The organism is Halococcus morrhuae DSM 1307, assembly GCF_000336695.1.
In the GTDB taxonomy this organism is placed as follows: domain Archaea; phylum Halobacteriota; class Halobacteria; order Halobacteriales; family Halococcaceae; genus Halococcus; species Halococcus morrhuae.
Genome location: NZ_AOMC01000054.1, coordinates 81,691 through 99,428, shown reverse-complemented (window position 1 = coordinate 99,428; position 17,738 = coordinate 81,691). Strand labels below are relative to the sequence as shown.

Here is a 17,738-nt window from a genome sequence, read left to right as displayed (position 1 = left end):
ACGAACAGCTAAGTGACCGGCCTGTGAACACGAACGGGTATGAGCGACAGACCGTTCGACAGGGCCTTCGACTTCCTGCACGTCAACGAGCGACCGGAGAAACCCCGCGAGAAGGGGATCACCGAGATGCGCGGGCCGTACTACGATCCGATGGGCCCCCGCGAGCTACGGGACATCCTGGAGACGATGGGTTGGTACGTCGATATCTACAAGTTCTCGGGCGGGTCGTTCTCGCTGATGCCCGAAGAGGCGGTACGCGAACTCATCGACATCTGCCACGAGTTCGATGTCAAAGTCTCGACTGGCGGGTTCATCGAGAACGTCCTGATCCGTGACAACGACAAAGTGGATCAGTACGTCGAGGAGTGCGCCGAGATGGGCTTCGACATCGTGGAGATCTCGTCGGGGTTCCTCGCGATCGATGCCGACGACATGGTGGCGATGACGGAGATGGTGTCGGAGGTCGACGGCGTCGAGCCGAAACCCGAGATCAACGTCCAGTTCGGCGCGGGCGGTGCCTCCGATCCCGAAGATCTGGAGGAGGGTCAGCAGGACCCCGATATGGCCATCCGCGAGGGCGAGCGCCATCTCGACGCCGGCGCGGATCTCCTGATGGTCGAGGCCGAGGGCATCACCGAAGAGGTCGTCGAGTGGCGCACGGACGTCGCCTATCGGATCGCCAACGAGCTCGGCGCGGAGAACTGCGTCTTCGAGGCCCCCGGTCCGGAGATGTTCGAGTGGTACATCAAGAACTTCGGTCCGAACGTGAACCTGTTCGTCGACAACTCACAGATCGTCGAGCTCGAATGCATGCGCTCGGGTCTCTGGGGCAAGACCACCAGCTGGGGCCGCACCACGACCTACAGCGAGGACTGAGGCCACGCGGTCTTTCGGTGCAGGAGGTAGGTGCATGGCATGCCGGAACCCGACGGTTTTGAGATACTGGCGCTCGTTTTATCTCCGTGAACGTCGTTTTCCACCACACTGACGACGATTCGGAGCTCCACGCACGCGTCACGGGCAACATCGAGAACCTACTCGACGACGAGACCGTCGAAACAGACGACGTGGCGCTCGTCTCCAACGGTGGCGCCATTGCGCTGCTCACCGAGGACTCGCCACAGCGCGAAGCGATCGAGACCCTCCAAGAACGTGGCGTCGCGTTCAAACAATGCAGCAATACGCTCACGGACATCGACATCGACGAAGACGATCTCATCGACGGCGTCGAACTCGTCTCGTCGGGTGTGGGCGAGATCGCCCGACTCGAAGCAGCGGACTACGTCTACATCACGCCCTAGAGGAACAGCGCCGGGATCGTGTTCCGGAAGATGTTGAGCGAGATGATGAACAGTAGCCCGATGACGAACCACGTGAATTTCTGCTCGTCGATCTCGATGCGCCGGAGGTAGGTCCCCAGGAGGAGTCCAACGATGGCGACGACGGCGATGACGGAGCCGAGCCAGAGGCGATAGGGAGTCATCAAATCGGTGAAGAAAGTCATGAGGACGATGCGGGTGGCGAAGATCGTGCCGAGCGCCATCGACAGCCCGCCGATGTATTTCTCGGCATCGCGCTCGAAGGTGTGGAAGTACGCCGGCAGCACGGGTCCGAGGTTTGCGGCGGCGAGCAAGAACCCCTCGACGAGCCCGATCGCACCCAGCGCGATGGGATGATGGGCCTCCTCGATGACGACGAAGTTCTCGACGATCTGGAAGACGACGTAGCCGAGGATGATGAGACCGATCAGGAACGGAACGAGCGGGCCGGTGCTGAACTCGGTGAGAAAGACCACGCCGATGACGGTGCCGATGATGGCGAGGATCATCAGCGGCCACTGCTTGCGGACGAACTCGATGCCGGTTCCGGTATCGCCCATCTGAAAGACGTTGATGATCAGCGGCGGGACGGCGAGGACGACCACCGCGAGCGTCGGGTCGATGACGCTCACGAGGACGGGCGTGACGATGAGCGAGAACCCGAACCCGAGCATCCCCATGACCGTTCCGCCGAGGATTGCAACGCCGATGAGCAGGGCGAACAGACCCCCCGAGACGTTCGATTGAATTCCCTGCGTGACGTTCTCCACCCCCGGGAAGAGCACGATCGCCGCGGCGATGGCGACGAAGGTCGCACCCGTCATCAGCACTTCGCGATAGTGAAAGTGGGTGAGATTGTCGATGAACTGTGCGACGTCGATGCTGGATTCACGTGTGCCCATTCGATGAATACTCCTCGAAGATGGCCGGTAACGTGCCGACCGCGCTTGAAGAGAGACAGGAGTGGCACACCTATGGGGGCGCGGTCCGCGGAGAGAACTGCACGTATGCGGGTCGGGTCGTTTCCGACCGATCCGTTGCCAACGCGGCTTGTCGGGACGCTATGGTCGATACGGCCTGCTCATGGCTGTCATGGAATTCGGCAATATTTGTGAGTTTCGTGGAAGAATGCGACGCCGATCGGTCGTGTCGAGAACATGGCTGAGAGGAGTAAGCCCCCTTCTGTTCGCCCCGGCATTCGGCTGAGCGTCCACGTCCCTGCCGGGCTACCGTGCGGCCGATCCGCGTGGCGTGGACTTGCACCGGTGAGGATTCGCCGTTCCATCCGTTCTCCACCCTCATCCCTCGGCGGGTTAGCTCCCCGTTGCTTTGTCCGACCAGTGGCCGTTTTGCGTCGGGTTCGCACGCTCGCGGCTGGCTCGCGGGCGGTGCCCGCTCGCTTCGGGGCGCACGATGCACCCCGTGCCGCTCGCGCCGAGACGGTGGCGATGCCACCGCCCGCGCCTCATCGGTCGGGTGGAGGGGTCTCGTTGCTGTTCCAGCGCCGACGGTCTCCCGTCCCGGGGTTTCCCCGGTCACCTGCCCGGCGGTGGGGGGACTTTCCTCGCGTGCGTACCCGCTGGCACGTGTGTGCCTGTCGGTACGCCGCGGTGGCCGGGCTCTCTCTGCCGGTTCGGAGTAGGCCCGCAGTCGTCAAAAGCGGTTCGCTCGTCACGCGAAGTCGACCGCCGCGGCGTCCGTACGGGCGCGGTCGGTCGCCGCATCGAGATCGAACTCCCGGACGAGTTCCCCGTCGCGGAGCAGCGGTTCGAGCAGCGGTTCGCCCGCGCTCTCGGTGCCGGCGAGTGCGACGTGATGGCCACCGTCGTCCGTGCGATAGACCTGCTTCTTTCCGGAGAGTTTGCCGCGTTTGGCGGCGGGCTCGCCGTCGATCGCGACGATATCGAGCGCGAAATCCACCGGATCCGCGTTCGAGACGTAGCCGCCGACGCCGAAGCCCGCGGCGATGTCGCGAAGATCGCGCAGCGAGTCCGGATCGAGACCACCGCTGACGAACACCTCGACGTCCTCGCGCCCGCGTGCGTCGAGCTCCCAGCGCACCTCGCGGATGATGTGCCGGATGTCGCCCCGCCGGGAGCTCGTCGTGTCGATGCGCACGCTGTCGAGGTTCTCGCCGAGCGCGTCGGCCGCGCGCAGCACTTCGTCGACCTCGTCGGAGTAGGTGTCACAGAGCGTGATGCGTGGCACGGAATCGGCGACGGCCTCGTCGAAGGCCGTCCACGCTGCCTCCTGATTGCCCTTGCCGAAGGCGATGACGAGCGCGTGGGGCATCGTCCCGCTCGCCTCGCGACCGAGCAGCTCGCCCGCGGCCACGTGCGAGAAGCCGTCGAACCCGCCGAGCAGCGCGCTCCGCTCGACGACGGCCGCGATCGACGGATGGACGTGGCGCGCGCCGAAGCTCAGCAGCGACGCATCGGGAGCCGTCCGACGAGCGCGCAGCGCGTTCGTCGCCATCCCCGAGGCCTGCGAGAGAAATCCGAGGAGGGCGGTCTCCAGCCGGGCGAAATCGAGATACGGTCCCTCAATCGACATGACCGGGCCGCCGTCGAACAGTTGGCCCTCGCGGAGTGCATCGACGGCGACGTCGCAGCCATCGAGCAAGCGGGCGGCGTCGGCGATCCCCGCGAACACCTCGAACTCGCCCGTCGGGAACTGATCGGCGGTGACCTCGGCGACGACGTGGGGGTTCTTCCCGGCGTGATCGAGCGTTTCGACGGTGCGCTCGAAGTAGGCGTCGGTCGCGCGACCCTCGCGGATGGTCTCGGGGGTGACGATGTCGAACGGCTCCGGCATGGGGAGAGTGCTCGACCGATCGACAAAAACCATTCGTCACCCGCGCGCGTGGACCGCGTCGAGCGCCGATGGCTGCGGGGCATTGACGATGGTCACGGTGTCGCCCGATCGGGAGATCCGGAAGGCGTCGGTGAAGGGGCTCGACCGCTCGATCTCCCAGACGCCCTGCCGACCGAGAACGCGCTCACCACCCCAGTGACTCAACAGTTGGCGGTAGCCACGGACGAACTCGCGGGCCTCTTCCGGCGAGTCCCAGGCGAGTTTCCAGACGTAGCCCGTCGACCCGTCGTTCTCGTAGACGGCCATCCGATCGCCGTCCCAGCCGTCGGTGGGGGCGAGCCCGTACTCGAAGGGATCGGTCCGGTTGACGCTCCGCCCCTCGGAGTTGATGAACTCGTCCGGCCGAACGACCGACGAGCGGTTGTAGTCGTCGTAGATGGTGTAGCCGAACATCGCCGACAGCCCCGACTGGCCGAGCGTGGCGTAGTCCGGGCGGCCGTTCGGGCGGACCCGCTCCCAGCCGCCCGCGGTGCGATCCCGAACAGTGAGATTCGTCGGCGTGTCGGTGCCGTACTTTTCGGGATGGATGATCTGCTCGGAGCTTGCGGGGATCTCATCGTAGAGCTCGTTCACACCCTGCCAGCCCGCGCGGTCGTAGACCGCATCGACGAACGCCGGCCCGTCGGCGTACGGGAAGTATTCGAGCGCGTAGACCCCGAGATGGAGGTCGCCACCGCCACCGCTCCCGCCCGCACCGCCGACGTCGAGACAGCGCCACTGACTGCCACAGCGCTTCTCGTACCGTCGCTGGACGTAGTTCGCCTCGCCCTCGACGAGTCCGTTGCGGGCGTTGTAGCCGTCACGGGTCGGGGGCGCGCCCTGTGAGAGGTTGAACTGCTGGTCCTGGAGCGCGTGGACGAGTTCGTGGGCGAGCGTCGAGCGTCCGAGTTTCGGGGTCTCGCTATCGGAGACCACCACGATCGAGTCGTTGCGGGGGCTGTAGTAACCGAGTACGTTCTGGTTACTGTTCGACTGCTGGACCGTGAGCGAATCGTTCTCCTCGCCGATGAGGAACAGCCCCTCGAACTTCGCGTTGTCGAAAGTACGGAACGCCGGCGAGCGCGCCCCACCGCCGGTCGCGTTCGGGGGGCCCTGGAACTCCTCGCGCGAGATGACCTCGACCGGCACGGTGCTGTCGAACTCCAGCTCCCGAACGCGCTCGATACGGGCCATCGTCCGGTTGACGAGTGCCGATTGTTCGCTCTCGTTGAGACCATCCGTTCCCGTGACGGGGATCGACTCGTTGTACCAGTAGCCGCCCTCCCAGCCGAGTACGTCGTCGGCAGGGTCGGCGAGGTTCCGGGCCGGGGCATCGGCGGTCGCGGTAGCGGTTCCGGCATCGCCGGCCCCGCTGGCCCCGGTGCTGTTCGATCCACCGGTCGTGCCCTCACCGCCGATGGAGAAGGGGACGCTGCAGCCGGCGAGAACGACGAGGAGCACACAGAGGACGGCGGCGCGGGGTCGCATTGTCCGAGACGGGGGCGCTATAGCCAAAAAAGCCCCGGCTGGCGAGCAAAGACACTTGTCGAATCCGGCGATAGGACGGGTATGCAGTTCGATCCAGACCGAACCGCGGTCGTCGTGGTGGACATGCAAAACGGGTTCTGCCATCCCGACGGCAGCCTCTACGCCCCGGCGAGCGAGCACGTTATCGAACCGATTGCGGAGCTGGCTGCGGCGGCCCGGGCGGCGGGTGCAGCCGTGCTCTACACTCGCGACGTCCATCCCGACGAACAGTTCGCGGACAACCACTACTACGACGAGTTCGAGCGCTGGGGCGAGCACGTCGTCGAGGGGACGTGGGAGACCGAGATCGCCGACGGGCTCGACGTTCGGGGGGACGATCACGTGGTCGAGAAACACACCTACGACGCCTTCCACGACACAGAGCTGGAGGGCTGGCTCGACGCCCGCGGCATCGACGACCTCCTGTTCTGTGGCACGCTCGCGAACGTCTGCGTGCTCCACACGGCCGGCAGCGCCGGTCTACGCGATTTCAGGCCGGTGCTCGTCGAGGATGCGATCGGCTACATCGAGGAGGACCATCACGAGTACGCGCTCGATCACGCCGACTGGCTGTTCGGCGAGGTTGCAGACCGTGAGGAGATCGAGTTCGTCTGATCAGGGGCGGAACAGTCGGTAGGCTCCCTGACCGGTGGCGACGGGTTTGGTCTCGCCGTCGGGCGTCTCGCTCTCGACCGTCACCGCGGAGACGCCGACGCTCGTGCCCGCCCGGATCACCTCGGCGGTCGCCGTCAGATCGCCGGCGGCCGGCCGGAGGTAGTTGACGTTGAGGTTGATCGTCGAGACGCCGCCGTTGATCGGGTCGTCGAGCGCGGGCCGGAGCGCGATGCCGCCGGTGGTGTCGATGAGCGTCGCGGCGATGCCGCCGTGGATGCGGGCGGGCATCTCGTTGCTCTCGCCCGGCCCGGAGTTCGTCAGTTTCGTGTCGAACGGGATCGTCATCACGAGTTCGCCGTACTCGATCGACTCGACGCGCGCGCCGAGCCACGACAGATAGCCGTGGGCGTCGACGTAGCGCTGGAGGAGATCGGTCGTCTGGTCGGGAACGTCGGCATCGCTCATGGCGGTTCGTGACTGGCGATCGGTTTGTACCCGTCGGTAGCGTCAACCGAGCCGCACGGGATCGTCGCTCGGCCGGAGTTCGATCGCGACCGTCTCGCCGACGGCGAACTCTCGCTCGGGACAGACGAGTTTCGCACCGAAGGTGTCGCGAGCGCAGAACAACGACAATCCGGTGATCGGTGCGTCGTTCGCGATGATTTCGAGGCCGTTCCAGGCCACGTCGCGGCCGGTCGCGCGGCCGATCGGTTGGCCGAACAGCGAGACCGTTCCATCGTCGCTTCCGTGCGCACCACCGCCCACGTAGTGGACGAGTCCGCCGTCGAGAACCGCGCCCCCGTCGCTCGCGATGCCGACGAACCGCTCGCCCGGTGCGGGGTGGGTGGGTGCGTCGAGGACGGCGTAGGTCGCGCCGCTCTCGACGACTTCCCCGAACCCGTCCCAGTCGAGCGCCTCGATCGGGACGTCGATGGCGAGCGATTCGGACCCGCTCGCGCGAGAGAGGTTCGCGTCGGGATCGCGAAATTCGAGATGGACGTGGTTGTCGACCCACGGCGCGAAGAAGCCCGCACGGACGAGTTGGCCCATCCCGTCGCCGATTTCGAGCACGTCGCCCGCTGTGACCGACGGCTCGACGTGGAGGATGCGCGCGACGTACTCGCCCGTATCGACGAGCACGAGATGATCGTTCTCGGCAGCGTAGGGTTTCGACGGTGCGCGCACAGTCCGGGTGTCGAGCACCTCGCCGGCGACGGGCGAGGGAGCGATCGAGCGATCGCCGTCGGTTGCCGGGCCGAATCCCGCGTTGGGATAGAGATCGACGGCGAAGCCCCGCTCGTGGGCGACGTAGGGTGAGTTGTACAGCGAGAAGCGCCGAAAAGGCGAGAGTGCGTCCGCCGAGAGGGTGGCCATCGCCGACCGAAGGGCGCGTGAGCGTTTATGCGGACCGTTGTAGCGTGCTGGAAGCCTCACAAACAGCCCCTTAGCCTTCGCTCTCGTACTCGTGCCATGCGCGTCTTCGACGGCCGGGCTGCCGACATCGACGCCGACAGGGAGCGAACTCAGGCGATGTTCGCGTTCACGAAGGAGACCGGCGAGCCGGCCGTGCGCGCGTGGTGTCCCCATCGGCAGGTGGCGTTCGGACGGCGCGACGCCCGCGCTGACGGCTACGGGGAGGCGACACGGGCCGCCGCAGACAGGGGATTCCCGGCCGTTGAGCGGGCGGTCGGCGGGCGGGCAGTCGCCTACACGGGTTCGACGGTCGCGTTCGCGCGCGCCGAACCCACCGAGGGACGAGCAATACAGCGACGGTACGACCGGACGAGCACCGATCTACGGCGCGCCTTCGACCGTCTCGGCATCGAGGCGCGCCCCGGCGAACCGCCCGACTCGTTCTGTCCCGGCTCGCACTCGCTCCAGACGAACGGCAAGATCGCGGGGCTCGCACAGCGCGTCACGGACGAAGGGGCGCTCGTCGCCGGTATCGTCCTCACTCGTGACGCCGACGCGATCGCCGACGTGCTCGCTCCCGTCTATCGCGCGCTCAACGTCCCGTTCGATCCCGCGAGCGTGGGCAGCGTCGAACGGGCCGGCGGCGAGAGCGAGCCCGCGACCGTCGCCGACGAGATCGAGCGGGCGCTCGTCGAGGGCTATCGAGAGGACGCGGGCGATCGACAGGATTAGGCCCGCAGGCACGCCAGCGAAGGCATGTTGATCCAGAACGCGACGCTCGCCGACGGTCGTCGGCGCGACGTTCGCGTGGAGGGCGAACGCATCGCTGCCGTCGAGCGCCGGCTGTCGCCACGCGATGGGGAGTCGGTCGTCGACGCCGACGACAAACTCCTCCTGCCGGGGATGATCGACGCACACGTCCACTTCCGCGAACCGGGCTTTCCCGACAAGGAGACGTGGGCGAGCGGCAGTCGGGCGGCGGCCGCCGGCGGCGTCACCACCGTCGTCGATCAGCCGAACACGGAACCGCCGACGATCGACGGGGAGCGGGTCGCCGAAAAGGCGGCGCTGGCCGCCGATTCGCTCGTCGATTTCGGCATCAGTGGCGGCGTCACGCCCGACTGGGATCCCGACGAACTGCTCGCCGAACCGCTGTTCGCGCTCGGTGAGGTCTTCCTGGCCGATTCGACGGGCGAGATGGGCATCGACGCCGACCTGTTCACGGACGCGGTCGCGGCGGCCACCGAACACGGCATCGCCGTGACCGTTCACGCCGAGGACGCCGACGAGTTCGACGAAAGCGTGCGACCCTCCAGCGAGGACGCCGGAGACGGGCAGCGCCAAGGAGCGGACGAACGCACGGACACCGACGCCTGGAGCGCGTTCCGGACGCCCGAAGCCGAACACGCCGCCGTCGAACGCGCCTGCCGGGTCGGCGAGGAACTGGGCGCACAGCTCCACATCGCCCACACGAGCACACCGGGCGGTATCGATCGTGCGAAGGAAGCAGGCGTGACCTGCGAGGTGACGCCCCACCACCTCCTGCTTTCGCGCGACGACCTCCCCGAACTGGGTACGTTCGGACGGATGAACCCGCCGCTGCGCAGCGAGCAGCGGAGAGAAGGAGTCTTCGAGCGCGTCGCCGACGGGACGGTGGACATCGTCGCGACCGACCACGCACCCCACACCCGCGCCGAAAAGGATGCCGCGATCTGGGACGCACCGAGCGGCGTGCCGGGCGTCGAGACCGCCCTCCCGCTCCTCCTGGCCGAGGCTCGCGAGGGACGACTGAGCTACGAACGGGTGCGCGATCTCACGGCGGCGACCCCCGCAGCCGTGTTCGATCTCCCGCGAAAGGGGCGGATCGAGGCGGGCAACGACGCCAATCTCGCCCTGTTCGATCCCGATGCGACACGCGAGATCAGGGGCGAACAGCTCCACTCGAAGGCGGGCTGGACGCCGTTCGAGGGCTGGGACGGGATCTTCCCGGAGTGGACGATGGTGCGCGGCGAGACGGTCTACCGAAACGACGAGGACGAGGCGTTCGGCGACGCACGCGGCGAGAACGTCCGATCAGGGTAGTAGCGGCGTCACGATCACGACGCCGGCCATCACGCCCGCACCGAACCCCGAGAGGCGGGTCATCGCTCGCCGGGAATCGCGTTCGGTCCAGTCGGAGTTCGTGTCGAGGCGGCGCTGGAGCCCCTCGATACTGCGGCCGGCGAGCGCCGATCCCGACCAGCCGAGAATTCCGAACCCGAACGCAAGCGTCCCGATCGCGAACGTCTGCGTGCTGGCGGTCGTCGGATCGTCGAGAACGGCGATCACGACGGCAGCGATCCCACCCAAGACGATTCCGACCGCGCCCGCGGTGGCGACGAGACGAAGTCGACGGCGGAACCACGCGAGCAGCGGATCGTAGCGAGCCATCGACTCACTCGACGGTTTCGCGCATCCGCGGGTCGAGCGCGTCGCGCATCCCGTCGCCGAGCAGGTTGAAGCCGAGCACCGTGACCGCGAGGAACAATCCCGGGAAGAAGGAGAGCCACCAGTCGCCGGTCAGCAGCCCGTTGCTGACGCCGTTTTTCAACATCAGCCCCCACGACGGCGTGCCGGCCTGCGCGCCGAAGCCAAGGAAGGACAGCGCCGCGAGATCGATGATGGCGAGCCCGAAGTTCAGCGTGCTCTGGACGGTGATCGGCGCGAGACAGTTCGGCAGCACGTGGCGAACGAGCACGCGCGGATCGCGCGCGCCGAGCGCCACCGTGGCGTCGATATACTCGTCTTCCAGAACCTTGAGTGCGGCACCGCGGACGACGCGCGCGAAGCGAGGCGTGTAGACGAGCGTGAGCGCGATGACGACCTTCGACAGCCCTGCGCCGAAGATGGCGACCAGCGCGAGCGCCAGCAAGAGTGATGGAAAGGCGAGGAAGACATCCATCGTCCGCATCACGACGTTGTCGACGACGTCGCCGTAGTACGCCGCGATGATACCGAGCGAGATACCAAGCACCGTGGAGGCACCGACGACCAGTACGCCGAACTTGAGCGCCAGCCACGCGCCGTACAGCACGCGCTTGAAGATATCGCGCGCGGCGGCATCGGTACCGAAGAGGAACTGATCGAGCGCCGCGGAGCCGAGCCAGCCGGGCGGGGCCTTGTTCGGATGTGCCGCGAGCTGCGACTGTGAGATGGCCCCGAGATCGAGAAACAGCCGGGCGTAGACGCCGAGGAGCACCATCCCGAGGATGATGCTTAACCCGATGATCGCGAGCCGGTTCGAGAGCAGTTCCGAAAGGAACGGCGAGGCGCGCAGTCGCTCGACGATGCCCCGACGGTCGGCCGTGGTGGAGGTTTCGGTCGCCATTATTGTTGGATCCGTGGGTCGAGATAGCTGTAGGTGACGTCGACGCCGAGGTTCACGAGCGTAAAGAGCAGCGCGAACACCAGCACCGTACCCTGGACGAGCGGGTAGTCGGTCGCACCGATCGCCGCGACGAGCAGCTGGCCGATGCCGCCGATGCCGAAGACCGTCTCGGTGAGCACCGCCCCGCCGAGCAGCGTGCCGAACTGGATGCCGATCACGGTGATCACGGGGATGAGCGCGTTCCGGAGCCCGTGTTTCAGTATGGTGATCCGCTCGCCTTGGCCCTTCGCGCGCGCAGTACGGATGTAGTCCTGGCGGATCACTTCGAGCATCGACGAGCGCATCATCCGCGACAGCAGCGCCATCGAGTAGATGCCGAGCGTCAACACCGGCAGGAGCAGATGTTGCACCGCCGAGATGAACGAGGCGTAGTATTCGGTCAGCGACGCGAACGCGCCGAGCCCCTCGCCGTAGAGGATCGACTGGACGAACGCGCCCGTGTCGAGGATGAACGTATCGATCGACACCATCCCCGTCAGCGGGAGCTGCGTGCCGAACAGCACCCAGTGATCCTCCAGGAAGAAGGTGCTACCGATGCGCCCGCTCGTCGGGAGCCAGCCGAGGAAGGTCGCGAAGACGAGCAAAACCAATGGGCCGCTCCAGAAGATCGGGACCGAGATACCCGTCAGCGCGCCGATGCGGGTGACGTGATCGGTCAGCGAGTCCTGTTTGACCGCCGAGAGCACGCCGAGGGGGATCCCCAGCAGGATGGCGGTGATCTGGCCGTAGATCGCGAGCTCGATCGTCACCGGCAGACGGTCGGCGAGCACGTCCCAGACGGGACTGCCCTTGGCGATCTGGTAGGACTGTCCGAAGTCGAGCTGGGCGGTATCGGCGAGGAATCGGCCGTACTGGACCCAGATCGGGTCGTTCAGCCCGAGCTCACGCCGTAGCTGGACGACCTGCTGGGTCGGCGCGCGCTGGCCGAGGATCACCCGCGCCGGGTCGCCCGGTGCGAGATGGAGAATGGCGAAGACGACCGTCGCCACGCCGAACAGCACCGGCACCAACAGGAGGAGACGTTTCGCGATGAACCGCTTCGAGACCATATAGATCGTTCCTGAGGGTAGCTACTGTTTGAGCTTTACCGATTCGAGATACGGGTTGTTGATCGAGGTGACGGTGAACGTCGACTGATCGACGGCCTGGTTGACACCGCGCAGCGTCTTGGCGTAGTCGACAAACACCCAGGGTGCCTCCTCGTGGGCGACCTTGCTGGCCTCCTGATAGATCGATTTGCGCTCGGACTCGCCGTAGGTCTTCTGTCCCTTCTCGGTGAGATCCATGAACTTCCGGTTGGCCCACCCCGAGGCGTTGTTCGTGTTGTAGCCCTCGGTGTCGAAGCTCACCCAGTCCTGGCCTTCGGGGATCTCCGATTTGTCGACGCCGGGATGGAGCAGCACGTAATCGAAGTTGTCCGGGTCGGCGTTGTCGGTGTACCAGCCCAGGAAGCAGGCGTCGTGTTTGCCCGCGTACGTGTATTCGAGATAGGACGAGAAGGTGGAGAACTGGTTGATCTTCACCGAGATGCCGATATCCGAGAGGTCGGATTTGACCTGCTGGGCGGTCTGGACGGGTGAGGGGTTGTAGCCCCGCGGGTTCGAGAACGTCGCCAGCTCGAAGGAGAGCTCCGATTCGCCGGCCTCCTCCAGCAGTTTCTTCGCCTTCTCCTTGTCGTTCGAATACGGATCGATCGAGTCGTTGTAACCGGTGACGTTCGGCGGGAGCGGCTGATCGGCCTGAGAGGCGAACCCCTCGTAGATGTCGTCGACGATGGCCTTCGTGTTGATCGCGTGGCTCACCGCCTGGCGCACCTTCTTCTTCCGGAACGGCTCGTAGCGCTCCATGTTCATCGCCATGTAGCCGATGTTGATCCCGTCCTTCTGGAGCAGCGAGGCGCTGTCCGAGTTCTGGAGCTGTTTCGAGGCCTGCGCGCCGATGCCGTCGATGATCTGGGCGTCGCCGTTGATCACGGCCTGTGCACGCGTGGAGTTCTGGCCGATGGTCGTGAAGATGACGCGGTCGAGATACGGCCCGTCCTTCCAGTAATCGTCGTTCTTGCCGAGCAGCACGCGCTGGTTGCCGTCGTCGAGCTCTTCGAAGGTGAACGGGCCGGTGCCGACGGGGTTCTTGCCGAGCTGGTTCTGTTTCTTGCCGAGCTCCTCGATCTGTTTCTTCGAGAGCACTGCCGAAGGGAACATCCCGAGGTTGCGCAGGATCGGCGCGTACTTCTGTTTGAGCTCGATTTCGAGGTCGTAATCGCCGTTCACGGTGACCGACTTGATCCAGTCGCTGTACGTGACCGACGCGTAGCCGGAGGGCTCGCCCGAGACCGCGTCCTTGCCGAGGTAGTACTGGTAGCTGTCGTCGACGAACCGGCGGTAGGTCGCCTTGAAGTCGTCCGCGGTGAACTCCTCGCCGTTGTGGAATTTCACGCCCTGTCGGAGCTTGAGCGTCACCGTCGTGCCGTTCAGCTCGTAGTCCTTCGCCAGACCGGCGGTGAGTTTCCCGCCACTGCCGGGGACGAACGCGATGAGATGGCTATACACCTGGTCGGTGATCTTCGCCACCTCGCCGCTGGTCGACTGGTGGGGATCGTAGTTGGAGGGGTAGTCACCACGAGCGTAGGTGAGCGTGCCGCCGCTCTGGCCGCCACCGCCGCCGTTGCCGCCCCCGTCAGAGCCGTTCCCACCGCTACCGTTTCCACCGGAGCCGTTGCCGCCCGATCCGTTGCCGCCCGAGCCACCGCTGTCGAGACAGCCGGCCATCGCCGCGGCCGCCGCACCGCCGGCCGCCGTGAGGAACGACCGCCTACTCGTGTCGCTATCGAATGACATGGTGGCTACTGACGAGAGTGGATTAATAAGAGTACCGGAAAAAATTGCGTCAGACGTCAGTGCTGGCGGTCGGTTGGCTGCTCGTAAAGATGACACGCGGCGGGGTGGGCTTCGTCCTGGAGGACCGGCTGATCGCGTTCACAGACGCTCTCGAAGCGCTCGCGAAGCCGGTCGGCCGCCCCGTCCCAATCGTCGGCGACGATTCGCTCGAAGGAGTCCTCGATGACCGATCGCGATCGCTCGTCGAGTTCGTCGTCGTGCTCGAAGAACTGCTCCCAGAACGCCCGCGTCGGTACGTCCGTGCCACCGTCCGCCGCGACCGTCTCCGCCCGCTCGACACCGGTGTCGGCACGTACGTCCGCCACCGAGATCGACTTGTTCTCGACGCGCTGGCGGTAGTCCATCACCTCGCGGTAGGCTTCCTGGGAGACGTCGAGTTCGTCGGGCGGGATGACCGACGGACAGCGCGTGTGGAACCGACAGCCGGAGGGCGGATCGATCGGGCTCGGCACGTCGCCTTCGAGCACCACCCGATCGGTGTCACTCGTCGGATCGGGTTCGGGGATCGCCGACAGCAGCGCCCGCGTGTAGGGATGTTTCGGCTCGGCGAACAGCTCTTGCGTGCCCGCGACCTCGACGATCTCGCCGAGATACATCACGGCCACGCGATCACAGATGTGGCGCACCACCGAGAGATCGTGTGCGATGAACAGGAAGGTCAGCCCGAACTCCTCCTGGAGATCTTCCAGAAGATTCAGGATCTGGGCCTGCACCGAGACGTCGAGCGCGCTTACGGGCTCGTCACAGACGATGAAGTCGGGATCGACGGCCAAGGCACGGGCGATGCCGACGCGCTGGCGCTGGCCGCCGGAGAGCTCGTGGGGGTAGCGATCGAGCTGGGAGACGTCGAGACCGACGGCCTCCATCAGCTCCTCGACGCGCTCGCGGCGCGTCTGCCCGGTCGAACCCTCTTCAGAGTCGGGGAGATCGTGGATCTTCAGCGGTTCCGCGATCGTCGCGCCGACGTTCATCCGGGGGTCGAGACTCGACAGCGGATCCTGGAAGATCATCTGCATCTCGCGGCGCTTGGCGCGCAGCCCGTCCGTGTCGAGCTCGCTCAAATCCTCGCCAGCGAAGACGACCCGTCCGTCGGTGGGGTCGAGCAGCCGGAGGATCGACCGCCCGGTCGTCGATTTCCCACAGCCGGACTCGCCGACCAGACCGAGCGTTTCGCCCTCGTAGACCTCGAAATCGACGCCGTCGACCGCCCGCACCGGCTGACCACCGCTGCCGAGCCACGAATCGAGCAGGTCGTCGGCCTGCGAGAAGTGCTTTTCGAGCCCATCGACCGAAACCAGCGGGTCGGTGGCGCTCTCCCGCGTCGGCGTGGCATCGCTCGTCGCCTGCACCCCCTCGTCGGTGCCGTACTCGTCGGTATCGAACGACTCCAGAATGCATTTCGAGCGGTGATCCGTCTCGTCGGGGCCGTGCTGAAGATACGGGATCTCGCCCTCTCGGCATTCGGGCTGGGCCCACGGACACCGCGGCGCGAACGAACAGCCCGTCGGGAGATCGACGAGATCGGGGACGTTCCCCTCGATCGGCGTCAGCCGGTCGGCATCCTCCCGGGGGATCGATTCAAGCAGCGTGTAGGTGTACGGATGTGAGGGGTTGTGGAAGATCTCCTCGACGGGGCCCTCCTCGACGATGTCGCCGGCGTACATCACGGCCACGCGATCGCAGGTCTCGGCCACGACGCCGAGGTCGTGCGTGATGAAGAGGACGGACATGCCGAACTCGTCCTGAAGGTCGTTGATGAGATCGAGGATCTGAGCCTGAATCGTCACGTCGAGCGCCGTCGTCGGTTCGTCGGCGATCAGGAGCTGGGGCCGACAGGCGAGCGCGATGGCGATCAGGACGCGCTGGCGCATCCCGCCGGAGAACTCGTGGGGGTACTCGTCGACGCGGGCGGAGGGTTCGGGGATGCCGACCTCGTCGAGCATCTCGATCGTGTCGGCGAGCACCGCCTCGTCCATCTCGGAGCCGGTTTTCGGGAGGATCTCGCGGACGGCGTTGCGCCACGAATCGGGTTTCTGGCCACCGTACTGATGGAGACGGAGGCTCTCGGCGACCTGCTCGCCGACGGGGACGGCGGGGTTGAGCGAGGTCATCGGGTCCTGGAAGATCATGCTCATCTCGCCGCCACGGACCGTCCGCATCGCGTCCTCCGGCGCGTGCGTGAGATCGACGGTGCCCGCGTCGGGATCGGCGACCCCGTCCCCGTAGTCGTCGGCGAACGATCGCGCGAGCTCCGCGTCGTGAAATTCGACCGTGCCGTCGGCGACAGTACCGGGATCGTCGACCAGTCCCATCGCCGACAGCGCCGTCACCGACTTGCCCGAGCCGCTCTCGCCGACCAGTCCCACGGTTTCGCCGGCCTCTACCGTCAGATCGAGCCCGTCGACGGCTTTGACCGTGCCACGCTCGGTGGCGAACTGCGTCCGCAGCCCGGATATCGAGAGAAGGTCACTCACGCCGTGGCGTTTGCAACCGTGCTATATAGATTTGCCGCAACCGAAAGCAAGGCTTTTGCTCGCGTCTCCCACACGACGCCTGTGTCCGAGAACGAGCCGAACGAGCACGTGGCGGGCCACTGGGAGGCGGTCGTCGACGACATGGAGGCCACCGCCGCGGGCTACCGCGACGCGGGCGTGTCGGTGCTCGAACTCCATCCCGGCGACGTGACGGTCCTCGACGAGGGCAACGGACTCGACGTGCTCGTCCCCGGCGACGAGTTCGAAGAGCTGGAGACGCTCGCCAGCGAGGCGACCTTCGACTCCTACGAGGTCTATCGCGCCGAGGAGTCGGGAACCGTCTTCGCGCTGATCGTGCTCGAAGACGCCGCCGGCGAACGCGCGGTCTGCTGTCCGATCCACTACGATCGCGACGAGATCGAGCGGCTGAAACGACGACTCGACGACGGCGTGCTCTACACCCATATCCGCCCGCTGGCCGACGATCGCGTCGTGGCGTTCAGCTACGAAGACCCCGACCTGTTCTGAGGAGACCGTCTCACTCGGCCGACTGTTGGACCCCTACTCGATGTCGGCGTGTTCGTCATCCCCGTTGGCTGCCTCGTTCGCCGTGTGGTCGTCCGCAGCGTCGCTCGCGGCGAACTCCTCGCCGCAGTGCGGGCAGGTGAGGTCGTCGTGGCGCAGCGCCGCACTCTGGGCGCGCACCTCGCGCATCGTACTGGAGATACGTTCCTCGCTATCGAGCTCCTCGCCGACCGCGAGATCGACGCCCTCGACTTCGAGCAGGAACTTCGCCACCTCGGTCGCCTCGTACATCACGTCGTCGAGCTCCTCGGCGGTGAAGAAGTCACACATCGCGCCGTAGAGGAAGGTCGCCCCCGCCTTGCGGACCTTCTCCTCGAAGGCTGCGCGCGCCTGATTGACGGCCTGTGGCGTGTAGGTATCGGTCATGAACGGAACGAGCTCGGGGAGATGATTACCGATCTTCGTCATCTCGACGCCGGTCTCGGTACGGAAATCCGCACAGAGGCGGGCGATCGCCCACTCGCGGGCGGTGATGTAGGTGCGCTCGCGCAGGAAGTCGTTGGCACGCTCGTAGCGCGCGCCATCCATCTTCGTGAACCGCTCGTACCGGCGCACGTCCTCGGGAACCTCGGCCTCGTCGCCGCTATCGGTGGTCGGCGTCGGCGATGGCGAATCCTCGGTCATCGGC

General features: G+C 66.1%; 17 protein-coding genes and 1 other RNA gene. 6 read left to right on the top strand and 12 right to left on the bottom strand.

What is annotated here, in order from left to right:
• Nucleotides 1–39 precede the first annotated feature (39 nt).
• Both C448_RS03740 and C448_RS03735 read left to right on the top strand, forming a co-directional pair.
• Complete coding sequence (locus tag C448_RS03740; protein ID WP_004051975.1) at nucleotides 40–876, top strand: phosphosulfolactate synthase; 837 nt, start codon at nucleotides 40–42, stop codon at nucleotides 874–876.
• A gap of 86 nt (nucleotides 877–962) precedes the next feature.
• Nucleotides 963–1,301: a DsrE family protein gene (locus C448_RS03735; protein WP_004051974.1), complete on the top strand. Its 339-nt coding sequence runs from the start codon at nucleotides 963–965 to the stop codon at nucleotides 1,299–1,301.
• Here the strand turns inward: C448_RS03735 and C448_RS03730 are convergent.
• The 4 genes from C448_RS03730 to C448_RS03720 all read right to left on the bottom strand — a co-directional run bounded on the left by C448_RS03730 (nucleotide 1,298) and on the right by C448_RS03720 (nucleotide 5,660).
• Entirely contained in the window at nucleotides 1,298–2,221 is a 924-nt protein-coding gene (locus tag C448_RS03730; RefSeq protein WP_004051973.1) for a sulfite exporter TauE/SafE family protein, read from the bottom strand. The two genes, C448_RS03735 and C448_RS03730, sit on opposite strands and share 4 nt — an antisense overlap.
• Nucleotides 2,222–2,478: 257 nt before the next feature.
• Nucleotides 2,479–2,949, bottom strand: an RNA gene (gene rnpB, locus C448_RS03935) — RNase P RNA component.
• Nucleotides 2,950–2,990: 41 nt separating this feature from the next.
• Entirely contained in the window at nucleotides 2,991–4,133 is a 1,143-nt protein-coding gene (locus tag C448_RS03725; protein WP_004051972.1) for a nicotinate phosphoribosyltransferase, read from the bottom strand.
• A 36-nt stretch (nucleotides 4,134–4,169) separates the two neighbouring features.
• Nucleotides 4,170–5,660 carry an Hvo_1808 family surface protein gene (locus tag C448_RS03720; protein ID WP_004051971.1) on the bottom strand — a complete coding sequence of 497 codons (1,491 nt, stop codon included), beginning with the start codon at nucleotides 5,658–5,660 and terminating at the stop codon, nucleotides 4,170–4,172.
• An 81-nt stretch (nucleotides 5,661–5,741) separates the two neighbouring features.
• Between C448_RS03720 and C448_RS03715 the strand changes: the two genes are divergently transcribed.
• Complete coding sequence (locus C448_RS03715) at nucleotides 5,742–6,314, top strand: cysteine hydrolase family protein (protein ID WP_004051970.1); 573 nt, start codon at nucleotides 5,742–5,744, stop codon at nucleotides 6,312–6,314.
• Here C448_RS03715 and C448_RS03710 read toward each other — a convergent pair whose 3' ends face one another.
• A complete protein-coding gene (locus tag C448_RS03710) occupies nucleotides 6,315–6,779 on the bottom strand; it encodes a PaaI family thioesterase (RefSeq protein WP_004051969.1) in 465 nt (154 codons plus the stop codon).
• A gap of 42 nt (nucleotides 6,780–6,821) precedes the next feature.
• Complete coding sequence (locus C448_RS03705) at nucleotides 6,822–7,688, bottom strand: hypothetical protein (RefSeq protein ID WP_004051968.1); 867 nt, start codon at nucleotides 7,686–7,688, stop codon at nucleotides 6,822–6,824.
• A gap of 96 nt (nucleotides 7,689–7,784) precedes the next feature.
• Here C448_RS03705 and C448_RS03700 point away from each other — a divergent pair, with 96 nt between their 5' ends.
• Together C448_RS03700 and C448_RS03695 are read left to right on the top strand one after the other, a co-directional pair.
• Nucleotides 7,785–8,459, top strand: a complete 675-nt coding sequence (locus C448_RS03700; protein WP_004051967.1) for a lipoyl protein ligase domain-containing protein — start codon at nucleotides 7,785–7,787, stop codon at nucleotides 8,457–8,459.
• A gap of 24 nt (nucleotides 8,460–8,483) precedes the next feature.
• Nucleotides 8,484–9,809, top strand: coding sequence for a dihydroorotase (locus C448_RS03695; protein ID WP_004051966.1), 1,326 nt, complete (start codon nucleotides 8,484–8,486; stop codon nucleotides 9,807–9,809).
• Here the strand turns inward: C448_RS03695 and C448_RS03690 are convergent.
• Genes C448_RS03690 through C448_RS03670 form a run of 5 tightly spaced genes read right to left on the bottom strand, consistent with a single transcriptional unit; the run spans nucleotide 9,801 to nucleotide 16,525 of the window.
• Entirely contained in the window at nucleotides 9,801–10,157 is a 357-nt protein-coding gene (locus tag C448_RS03690; protein WP_004051965.1) for a DUF7268 family protein, read from the bottom strand. The genes C448_RS03695 and C448_RS03690 overlap by 9 nt on opposite strands.
• Nucleotides 10,158–10,161: 4 nt before the next feature.
• Nucleotides 10,162–11,094, bottom strand: coding sequence for an ABC transporter permease (locus C448_RS03685; protein ID WP_004051964.1), 933 nt, complete (start codon nucleotides 11,092–11,094; stop codon nucleotides 10,162–10,164).
• Nucleotides 11,094–12,203 carry an ABC transporter permease gene (locus C448_RS03680; protein WP_004051963.1) on the bottom strand — a complete coding sequence of 370 codons (1,110 nt, stop codon included), beginning with the start codon at nucleotides 12,201–12,203 and terminating at the stop codon, nucleotides 11,094–11,096. Before C448_RS03680 ends, C448_RS03685 begins: the two co-directional genes overlap by 1 nt.
• Nucleotides 12,204–12,224: 21 nt before the next feature.
• Complete coding sequence (locus C448_RS03675) at nucleotides 12,225–13,991, bottom strand: ABC transporter substrate-binding protein (RefSeq protein WP_004051962.1); 1,767 nt, start codon at nucleotides 13,989–13,991, stop codon at nucleotides 12,225–12,227.
• 56 nt (nucleotides 13,992–14,047) lie between these two features.
• Nucleotides 14,048–16,525: a dipeptide ABC transporter ATP-binding protein gene (locus C448_RS03670; protein WP_004051961.1), complete on the bottom strand. Its 2,478-nt coding sequence runs from the start codon at nucleotides 16,523–16,525 to the stop codon at nucleotides 14,048–14,050.
• Between the two features lie 81 nt (nucleotides 16,526–16,606).
• On the opposite strand from C448_RS03670, the gene C448_RS03665 reads away from it, so the two are divergent.
• Nucleotides 16,607–17,053: a DUF7529 family protein gene (locus tag C448_RS03665; RefSeq protein ID WP_004051960.1), complete on the top strand. Its 447-nt coding sequence runs from the start codon at nucleotides 16,607–16,609 to the stop codon at nucleotides 17,051–17,053.
• A 33-nt stretch (nucleotides 17,054–17,086) separates the two neighbouring features.
• Here C448_RS03665 and C448_RS03660 read toward each other — a convergent pair whose 3' ends face one another.
• On the bottom strand, nucleotides 17,087–17,734 hold the full coding sequence (locus tag C448_RS03660) for a DUF5806 family protein (protein WP_004051959.1): 648 nt from the start codon (nucleotides 17,732–17,734) through the stop codon (nucleotides 17,087–17,089).
• Between the last annotated feature and the right edge of the window lie 4 nt (nucleotides 17,735–17,738).